This is a genomic window from Rhizobium sp. C104 (assembly GCF_022354505.1).
Lineage (GTDB): Bacteria > Pseudomonadota > Alphaproteobacteria > Rhizobiales > Rhizobiaceae > Rhizobium > Rhizobium redzepovicii.
The window spans coordinates 818,606-828,029 of sequence record NZ_CP092352.1 but is presented as its reverse complement, the minus strand read 5'-3'; the positions used below and the strand labels follow the sequence as shown (position 1 = coordinate 828,029).

The window sequence follows — 9,424 nt, the reverse complement described above, 5'->3', positions numbered from 1 at the left end:
ATCACCGCACGTATTGTTCTCATTAACCACCACGTATCGTACATAGACCCGTGTGGTTTGTCATGAACAAAATGTGGTCATGGAGCCATTCTCTTCAAATCTCAAACGACGCGCTGAACAACTTGGCATTTCGAACGCGGAGGTAGCTCGTCGCGCTGGCCTTAGCGACCGCCGCTACGGAAACTACATTACCGGCCGTCGTGAACCGGACTTGGCAACCCTGGTACGGATCGCTTCGGTATTGAACGTGAGCATCGATGAGTTGCTTGGTAACAACGCTGAGGAGAACGTCAGAACGACGGACGAGCTGTTCCATGAAAGACTAGCCGTGGCGCTCAAAGCACTTCAAAGCGATGACCTTCGGAGACTGGTCGTGATGATCGAGGCGCTGGCCACCAAAAAATAATGGAAGATTACTTTTGGCAGCCTTTTCCCGCCTATGAATCGGCTGCGGCGCTCGTTGGTAAGAGTCTCCTAAAACGGCCGAGCAACGATAGATCAGGAAGCATCGGGACCCCCAATACATATTAGATTCGCCCACGAGGCGCCTAAGGTGGGACGAATCTCAGCGTTTGAGGCGTAACGGGTATTTATGGAACTTTGCTCAGGTCGTCCGTTAACAGTCACGGGTACTTTAAACCCGCCGACACACCCGGGCTGGTCACGCCAGAGCAGTTTGCTTGAGGGAAGCGGTCAAGGCCCTGACCTGCCTGGACAGCAGATCGATGACTGTTGCCCGGTCATAAACGATCCCAGATGCTCCAAGTTCACAAATCCTTCTGCGAGTAAGGCTTCTACGAGGGACCTGAATTTCTGCAAGGATCCGAAGGCTAGTCAATACTGGCACCTCCGCGATTTAGCCCTCTGACCCTGATGCACAGCGCCGTCTTTAGGTTGCTTTTCCCAGATTTTTCGCATCTCAGCGGTGAAATTTAACCCGTTCCTAACCACGTTTTCTGCAATCTGAGGCACTCTCGTATTATTGTTTATCCTGGGGCTCCTTCCAATGATTTCTATACTTACGAACGCCAGCGCTACCGCTGCACTCCAGATTTGAGAAACGTAGGCAGCCAGCTGACAACAACAAAAACCAAGTTTCGTCGGGCTGTCGGTCTGGCTTATGACCCGGTCTTCTGCCACCCGGAACTATTTCTAGTGATGCCGAGCAGTTTCACTTCTGCGGATATCCTGTCGGGCGCAGATGCGGCCCCGGATCGAAATGAAGCGTCTGAACTGCTTATTTACTCCGTGGACGATATTCTCGATGACAATGGCCCGCACAAAAACGCCGCTCTGACCTGGAGTTTCATCAAAGCCAGAAAGTTCCTGCAGTTGCATTCGCGCTAAGTCTTCGGCCCGATGGGCCATAACACCGGCATCTAAGTAATTGCGGGGAGACAATGCCAAGTCTGATCCTTCGAGACCGATCTCGGTTGCGAATTGCGCCGCTGTCCGCTGAGACATCCTCAACCGTGGGAATGTTGCTGTGATTAGAACGAAGGTCGACCCGCTGTGGTTCAAGCGGTGCTGCGCGTTTCACCTGCAGCTTTTCCCCGACCGCGAGACAGTATCAAAGCTCTGCGCCTTGCAGGACGGCATCGAGCGCGAGTGCGATGGTCCGCTGCTGCGCGTCCCCGCTAAGAGCATGCACATGACGGTGGTCACTTTGATCAATGCAGGGGCGCAATTTAGTATGTCAAACGACGAGGTCTGGAAGCTGAACGGGGAAAGATGGACAGGGGTCGTGGAGAGACTGCTCGAAGAGACGCCACCGATTTGTCTCAGTTTTCAGGAGGTGCAGGCTTCGGAAGCTGCTATCTTCGTAAAGGCACCCGAGCCGCCAGAGCTGCGGCGGCTTCGCTCGGCTATTTCAGATGCCGTCTGGTTCGAAGATTGGCGTCCAAAGCCGCCTCGTATAGCTCACGTCACGCTCTTTAGGTTTTCCGCCGAAGAATGACTGTCAGCACCCGACGTCGACGATGGGTTGTTGCCCATCGTAGGCGAAGTGAACGCCCTTCAATTGGTAAAAGAGAAAATGTACCCGAGCGTCGAGGTCGACGTGCTTGGCGAAGCGTCGTGTCAGGGCGCAAGCACATGATGAACTCCCGGTTTAGACAGGCAAAACGGCTCCGCACGTCAACTCTGCAACCGGCACCAGAGCATGCGGCGACCCAGCCACTAGCCTAAATGCGGAACATCAAACTTTTCTTCAAAGCCCTGCTTTGCAAACGTAGATACTGAATGCCTTTTGCCACGTGGCGGAGCACGAGGTCCCCCATCCGTTTGGTCGGCGCAGCAGAAGTTTGATTTCACTTCCACGCAGCGAGCTGTATCCTGATCCATTGCCGTGATGCGTGGAGGCACATCGAGAGGCGGGTCGACCATCGGCTTTGCCCTTCAGGCGCAGGTTAGTAGCAAAAACAATTAATCGAGGTATCGAAAAAGATCGCGCGTTCTTGGCGATCAGTGCGCAACCTCCCGGGGTTTTTCGAGGGGCTGCCTCTAAGGAGGTAAGCAGTGACACTCGCCACATCAGCAGTACGCTTGATCACACTTGGGGCGATCTCCGTCTGCACTATCGTTCGAACCGACGCCCATGAAGCGAAGAGCGGCTGGACCTATCCTCCGGCGTGCTGCAAAGCTCAGGGTTTGCTTGGCGATTGTGAGGCCATTCCCTCTCAGGACATTAGTCGAGGGCCTCGCGGCTTTTCCGTCTTCCTGCATGCGGGCGACCACCACCTCGCGACACAACCACACCTGTTCTTCATCCCGTATGGGGACGAAATCCCCTCCGGAGATGGCCGGTATCATATCTGCCTTCATCCAACGGAAAACGACGTGAACTGTTTCTTCTCGCCGCCGGACAGTTCCTAACCAGCTTTGCAAGCGGGGCCGCCGCTAGCTTGCCTTAAAGGGCAACTAGGTGGTTCGTCTTTCCTATACCCCTGGCGCTGATTGTCCTTCGCAGCAAACGTTTGCATGAACCAGCGGATCATAGACACCCATGTCAGTCCATTCCGTTAGATCGAAGAGTGGTTGTACCGCTTCGCGGGATGCGTCGATCAGCCAGCCTTAGACATCCCGCGAAGGGCGTCGATCTCGCTGTCCAACCGGGCCGCCAGCTCCGGGAAATTAGCGCGGTTCTCGGGGACCCAGTCGGCATGTCCCATTGCGTCACCAAGTGATTGAAAACAGAAAGCGCAGCCGTTCTCGAACGACTTCGGACCCCTGTGTTTTTCTCGGTCGCTCATTACAAGCATCAGAGGAGCGAAATCCTCGCTTCCGCTCCAATTGATTACGCCGACCCGATGCATGGCTGATAGTCCTTCAACCTCACAGGAGACGTTCTATACCCGCTACGAAGCTCGGCCGCTTCCCGTGCAGTGACGTACGATACCGCCGGCTGCTAGGCTGCCCGAAACTCGTGCGGCAGACAAGTGAAGTATGCGGAGTGGTTTCTCGCCGCGTTGGGAACTCTTGTAGCATGTACGCTAATCAGGCTGCGGTTTAAAATCTCGGCGTTCCGATCGACAACAGCAGCCACGCAGCCCCCGAATTTCGTCCGCTGATGCGTCGAACAGGATGTGAAGAACGAAAATCTGCGTCGCTTCTTCCTGGAATGTCCGCTGGATCGGCGATGGGAACTTCGGTGTCTCGCGGCCGTTTGGTTGCAGATGCGGCGTATCGGGCGGACATCCTGCGCCTCGGGCGGCAGAAGAGATCGTCATGGCAAGGGATGCCGACATAACCATATTAAGAAAGCGCGGAATGCTGGCGACCGTGCGCGGCGTCGTTGCGCATAGCTTGGGCGGGGCCGAAGTCGAGGCTGAAGACGCTTGTGGCTTCCGCCATCGAAGCGGGTTGGGAAGAGGATGAAGTGCGCGAGACACTAAGCGCCGGTGATGACCAAGGAAACAAAAAGCTGGAGCAGGAACCACCTACCCTAACTATCGGCGTGGTTCCTTCGTCATCGTTCTAATAAATGACAAGGGGACCATCAAGCGGTGCCGACCAGATGAGTGAGATTGACGTCTATCCGAAGCCGATCCAGCAGTATGGTGCATTGTGTTTCCGAAGCACACCCAAGGGGCCACAGGTGCTTCTCATCACGACGCGGGAGACGAGACGTTGGATGATCCCCAAGGGCTGGCCGATATCAGGTCTGAAGCCGCGCAAGGTGGCAGAACGTGAAGCCTGGGAGGAAGCTGGCGTGATCGGGCGGGCGAAGAAGAAGCCCTTCGGCGAGTTCGTCTACGATAAGCTGATGCAGGACGGAAGTGGAGCACGACCGGTCGTTGCCGTCTTCCTACTGGAGGTTCGCCGTAGCCGAAAGCGCTTTCCAGAAATGGCGGAGCGAGATTCCGTGTGGCTGACGCCGATTGAGGCCGCCCGCCGCGTGGAGGAGCCGGATCTTGAGCGCCTGCTGCTGAAGTTTGGACGAATGGTCGAGCGCAGCAGACGGCTTCCCTAGCTCGACGGTCCCGGATTGCCGATCTCGGGAATTCCGGTTCTGCCTTCGTCAGCCAAGAGTTCCTGGATGTGAACTCGTCTCTACTTCTCCAAGTAAGCTTCGACCTTCTTGCGGCTGTTCGTGATCCTGTCCTCCTGCGACACGGGCTCACCTCGCCCAGGCTATCAAACCATCCTTCGCGAAGCTCTCGCTGTAGCAGATCATCCAGGATTCTGTCGGCGGCCGCGCGGTCGAAACGGGTGCGTCCTCTCGTCCGAACCAGGGCGGTCTTCAGCCGTTCGAAGTGGGCGACGTCGCTCAGTCCCTTCCAGCCGGTGACCTTCGGTAGTTCGGCGGTCGTCGTGGATTCGCTCAGCCGGGCAGGCTCGCCATTACGTCTTCGACGGCGACCGGCCGGCGATGAACGGCGAGCCACCCGGCGGGCCAACCTGACGAGCCTCGCGATGTCCGCTCCCGTGAGGCCGAAGCTGTCGTCGGCGAACTGGGAGAAGTCCGCGTCAGGAAGATCTCCGCGAAGATGCAGTCAAAGGATTCCCGCGCGGGCTTCGGCGTCCCACCCTGATGTGATGATCTAGCCGGCTGGGTCGGAGGATCGCCTTACACAGCTCTATCGCGTTGGCAAAAAGACCGTGACCCTCCCCATCAGCCCGACATAGTGGCGCAACGTTCTCAAGAGATGCGGATTCGGCGTGTCACCTGGCCATTGCTTTCCCAGTAGGTGTGCATGCGATACGGCTAACGCGACATACGTTGGTGAATCTGGCCTGATCTAAACCTCCTCGATTCTGCGTCCGCTCCGACCTGAGGTCCCACAATTTCGATTTGGGAGCTCTCGATATACCATAAGTTCGTTCGGCATATGGGGACATCGGGAACGAGGAACGGTGTCGCGCGCAAGGCCGTCGATGTCGTGAAGGCAGCCTCGAAGAACGCGGGCCGGTGTGGTGGACGGAAGGCAACCCGGATCTCAATCGACTTATGGCTCGGACGACAACGTACGCGGCATCGGGGACACACGGGCGGCGGCCGAAGCTATTTGCTGCTCGTGTCCGCCATGTCGGCGTGCCGATGGACGAGCTTCCATTCGCCGTTTTCACGTCGGAAGATCTCTGTGACGCGTAGGGACATCGGAACCTCTCCTTCCTTGCCCGCCATGCGCACTTTGGCATGTTGAAGACCCGTCCAGAACGAGAGATCGCCACTCTCCGCCGATTGGATCACCTCGAAATGTCCGGAGCTTTTTCGTTGGCGGCGTTCACGTTCGTTGCTCCCGAAATCCGATCGCCGGACGGCGGGAAGAAGGTCGCCGGATCGTGCGACGTCGAGATGTCGATCAAGGTGGCCGGGTTGCCGTTGATGTAGTCGAGGGAAACGCTTTCGCGGCGTTTCATGAACTCTTCGAAAGATTCGTCCAAGGCTGGCATGTCGTTCTCCTCCGTTTCGTTTGAAACGCGAGTGGCGAGGAGTTGTTCACCGACGTCGCCGCGGAAACTACTCCATTGCGAGTATCTTCCGAACTGCGGTCGAAAAACAAGTACTGAGAGCCGTCAATGATCAGAAGCTCGGTCCTGAGGCTTGCAGTAAGATGAACAACCAGGAAAAGTTCTCCTTCGTCGTCGTATGTCGGCGGATGCATCGCCGCGTACATTGGGACCGCGAACAGGCTTCTGCGGATTTCGAGCACGCACTGCTGGATCGGTGTCCCAACGTGCTTACCTGTGGGACAAGCTCGAGCGGTCGACGGCGCCGCTGAAACGGCGTGGGAAGCTGAAAGCCATCGCCGAAAGTCTGGCACGCATCCAGAAGATCCTCGACTAGAAAAGCTTTCAACATCGCCTTCCAACAGATCGCGTATAACCACACGCCCGTCGCCGGCGGGACGCATTCCAAAGCTGTTCTCCGCGCTATCGAGGGGTCCGGTATGGATCACTACTCAAATCTTCCGAAATCGGCGGGCGTGCTGGAGTTCGCCATCAATCGCGCCTTTACCGTCCGCGACTGCTCCACAACATTCGAGCAACGATATTTGCGCTTCTTGTGGCCATCGGCACGCTTGACAGTGCGACACTGGCGGGCGGCGCATCGCCTGCGGTCGCCTGTTTGTCAGGAAATCGCACTCACCGTCGAGAGGCCCGCCAACGAAGCATCACCAGGAGGACTAACCATGAAGCTGCGATCCCTCAGCGCACGCAATATAGGCGTCTTATGATTTCCCTATCTGCTTTTCGGGCTGATGACTTCAGCAACATTGTCCGAAGAAAACAATTTCTTCATCAAGCCCGGTCGTTGAGCAGAAGGTCAGAGAGCTGCCGTCTGGCCCATTGTACTGGCGGCTGGAGAATTTCCAGAAGCTGAAGGATGCCCAAGACGCGGCAAGTCCCGACCTCGCTTGTGGCGGAGGTTGCGGACAAGATCTGTCTGTTCACGCTCGGACCAAAGGGTGGATCGACACCCGGTGGAACCAAGGTCGCTGAGATCGGACCCCTTCCGCCGGTCAAGGCGAGCAAGTATCTGCTGCGCGTCAATCACGCCGATGGAGCGCCGGGCACCAAATCGGCAATCCATACGGATCCGGGATCCGAAGCCATTGCGACCTTTGCGAGCTGCAGTTGTGTTGGCGAGGTCCGACGCCCGGTTAACAACGGGGCGTCGGACCGATATACCACCGTCAGATTGCGGGCCGCGTGGTAGGAGCCCTCCTTAAGCGTTGAAAGACGTTTTTGCGCTTAGACAACACTGATTGCTGCTTGAACAGAACCATGAGTGGGCCGTTCTGCGGGCCAGGTACCTGACACAAGTGTGGATGCCAGCCGTTTTGCAAGGAAGATTTAAAACTTTTGAACACGTGATCGAGTGCGGTCTTGTGCAGGGCCTTTGGATGCGGTGCCGCGGGCCGGTATGGTGATACACGAGTTAGGTCCGAATCTTGAAAGCGAGCTCGAAGCTCGAAGCGTCATTCTTGTTTGCTGACCCCGATCCTATTGATCATTTGCCCATGCAGTTCTTGTCTTCCTCACGTCTCCCATAGACCGGCTTCAAGTGTTCCGCTTCATACGGGCACTGTCGTTCCAGCAATCCTTCTGCTTCGTCAACAACGCCCAGATACAATGTTGCGCCCGAGGCGACTCAGGGATGGAAAGCTCGACTGCGAAGTCGTGCCCGCCTTCACCTACTCCTGAGTAAATGAAGAGCGCGATCGATTCCCATGTTTCAGAGCCGACGTAATGTATAAGTTGCAGAATTCCATCGACGATTATCGTGTCGGGGGCGACCATGAAATGGGATACTTTTAGACCTCTAGAGCCAATTGTTCTCTTCTTCCCGGATAAACAAAACCGGAGAACCGTCCGCACAGCCCGAGATGCAGCTGAAGCCCTCCTCCACGACTGGCCGCATGACGATGGTGAGGCGTTCTACTTTGCTGTCAAAATCTGTCTGGATGTCATCGTCGGTCGCGGCGAGCCATGCGAACTACGGACTGCCATGCTTCGCGCCGCCGGCGAAGCCGGGGTTGTCGCAATAGCTGTTGTTCACTGATTGCCGTCGTGGTCGTTTCCGATGGTCTCATCGAACAGGCCCCGCCTCGGTTAGCCAACGTGCTCGAACTCGACACCGGACGTCACCTGCTCGTGATCAGAACCGTTCGACGGCTTCAGGCAGCCTGGGCGTTGAGGATGCGCTGATACGGGCTATCAGCTCGCGGTTGAGCCCCGTCATTTGATTAGCTCTTGCGCGTCGTTCGTTCCGCGTGCGTCCTCTGTAGGATCGCTTGAGAACGTTTCGCGGACTTCTCACACCGGAGATGCAGTGCTGCGAGTTCCTTTTATCTCGTCGAGCTTGGTCTGAACGGCAGCCCCATCCCCGTTCTGCGTGTTCTGGATCAGGAACACCATAAGGAACGTAATGATGGTCGTGCCGCTGTTGATGACCAACTGCCACGTCTCCGAAAACTCGAAAAATGGTCCAGAGCCGGCCCAGACGACGACAGCGGCGACGCAAAGAATAAAAGGCGATCGGGATACCGTTTGCCCGCGCCGTCGCAGTAGCGAATTTCGCAAACATGCGGTCCATGGAAGACTTTCCTCCTGATCAAGCTTGAGATAGGCTTACAGACCTGGGGTGATGCGATCTAACGAAGCGTGCCGCTGATCACCATGTTCGAGACGAAGGCCGCCAAAAGGTCGGGATCGAAGTGACCCGGCGACTTCATCATCATGTTTATGGCTTCGGCCTGCGACCAGGCGGGCTTGTAAGGCCTTACCGTCGTCAGGGCATCATAGACATCGCAGATCGCCGCGACCCGTGCGACATACGGAATTCCCTCTCCAGCAAGGCCGGAAGGATAGCCGGAACCATCGAACTTCTCATGGTGATGGAGGCAGATGTCGAGAACCTGGCGTTGCGTGTTTGGAAGGCTCGAGACCAGTTCATATCCCCGCCGCGGGTGCAGACGGACGAGTTGCATTTCGTCCCCGGTCAGTTTCCCGGTGTTCTTCAAGATGGCGTTCGGGAGAGCCATTTTTCCGAGATCATGCACAAGACCGCCAACTCCAAGAAGCCGCACATCCTCCTCCGCGAGTCCAAGTGTGCGGCCGAAGCTGATCATCAAGGCGCTCACAGTGAGCGAATGAAGGAATGTGATTTCATCCTTCTCCTTGAGTTTCGCAACACCAACCAGGGCTCCCATGTTGCTGGATGCTGCCGACATGATCCCTTCTACCGCGACGTCCGCCGCGTCACTGGCAAAGCCGCCCTTGATCCTCGCTGCACTTACAAGCTCGCGGATATGGGGCTTCGTCTCCTCGATACACCGCCTCGCTCGGCTAACGTCGTGTGCCGAGAAGGTGTGAAGAAGCGTGGCCTCGAAATGTGCGCGGTCAAACGGCTGTGTGGTTACAGCAGCAGGCTCGATATCCCGGCCCTTCCCGACGTCGATGACGACGGTCATGACGT

10 protein-coding genes are annotated in these 9,424 nt (G+C 56.8%); 6 read left to right on the top strand and 4 right to left on the bottom strand.

All coding sequences use genetic code 11. The features are described 5' to 3' along the window. Positions 1 to 79 precede the first annotated feature (79 nt). The 5 genes from MF410_RS32090 to MF410_RS32070 all read left to right on the top strand — a co-directional run bounded on the left by MF410_RS32090 (position 80) and on the right by MF410_RS32070 (position 4,471). Positions 80 to 406, top strand: coding sequence for a helix-turn-helix transcriptional regulator (locus MF410_RS32090; protein ID WP_003549692.1), 327 nt, complete (start codon positions 80 to 82; stop codon positions 404 to 406). A gap of 647 nt (positions 407 to 1,053) precedes the next feature. Next, on the top strand, positions 1,054 to 1,347 hold the full coding sequence (locus tag MF410_RS32085) for a hypothetical protein (RefSeq protein ID WP_239620932.1): 294 nt from the start codon (positions 1,054 to 1,056) through the stop codon (positions 1,345 to 1,347). Between the two features lie 139 nt (positions 1,348 to 1,486). Then, positions 1,487 to 1,957, top strand: coding sequence for a 2'-5' RNA ligase family protein (locus tag MF410_RS32080; RefSeq protein WP_345774736.1), 471 nt, complete (start codon positions 1,487 to 1,489; stop codon positions 1,955 to 1,957). A 560-nt stretch (positions 1,958 to 2,517) separates the two neighbouring features. After that, positions 2,518 to 2,874 carry a hypothetical protein gene (locus tag MF410_RS32075; protein WP_239620931.1) on the top strand — a complete coding sequence of 119 codons (357 nt, stop codon included), beginning with the start codon at positions 2,518 to 2,520 and terminating at the stop codon, positions 2,872 to 2,874. A 1,141-nt stretch (positions 2,875 to 4,015) separates the two neighbouring features. Further along, positions 4,016 to 4,471 carry an NUDIX hydrolase gene (locus MF410_RS32070; protein WP_239620930.1) on the top strand — a complete coding sequence of 152 codons (456 nt, stop codon included), beginning with the start codon at positions 4,016 to 4,018 and terminating at the stop codon, positions 4,469 to 4,471. A 1,032-nt stretch (positions 4,472 to 5,503) separates the two neighbouring features. On the opposite strand, the gene MF410_RS32065 is transcribed toward MF410_RS32070, so the two are convergent. Both MF410_RS32065 and MF410_RS32060 read right to left on the bottom strand, forming a co-directional pair. Next, entirely contained in the window at positions 5,504 to 5,632 is a 129-nt protein-coding gene (locus tag MF410_RS32065; RefSeq protein ID WP_239621037.1) for a nuclear transport factor 2 family protein, read from the bottom strand. Positions 5,633 to 5,688: 56 nt separating this feature from the next. Further along, positions 5,689 to 5,895, bottom strand: coding sequence for a hypothetical protein (locus tag MF410_RS32060; RefSeq protein ID WP_239620928.1), 207 nt, complete (start codon positions 5,893 to 5,895; stop codon positions 5,689 to 5,691). A gap of 1,849 nt (positions 5,896 to 7,744) precedes the next feature. Here MF410_RS32060 and MF410_RS32055 point away from each other — a divergent pair. Further along, positions 7,745 to 8,008, top strand: a complete 264-nt coding sequence (locus MF410_RS32055; protein WP_239620926.1) for a DUF982 domain-containing protein — start codon at positions 7,745 to 7,747, stop codon at positions 8,006 to 8,008. A gap of 254 nt (positions 8,009 to 8,262) precedes the next feature. On the opposite strand, the gene MF410_RS32050 is transcribed toward MF410_RS32055, so the two are convergent. Continuing rightward, on the bottom strand, positions 8,263 to 8,529 hold the full coding sequence (locus MF410_RS32050; RefSeq protein ID WP_345774735.1) for a low affinity iron permease family protein: 267 nt from the start codon (positions 8,527 to 8,529) through the stop codon (positions 8,263 to 8,265). Positions 8,530 to 8,600: 71 nt separating this feature from the next. Further along, the gene (locus MF410_RS32045; protein ID WP_345774734.1) at positions 8,601 to 9,419 is read right to left on the bottom strand and encodes an HD-GYP domain-containing protein; all 819 of its coding nucleotides are present in this window, start codon (positions 9,417 to 9,419) and stop codon (positions 8,601 to 8,603) included. Between the last annotated feature and the right edge of the window lie 5 nt (positions 9,420 to 9,424).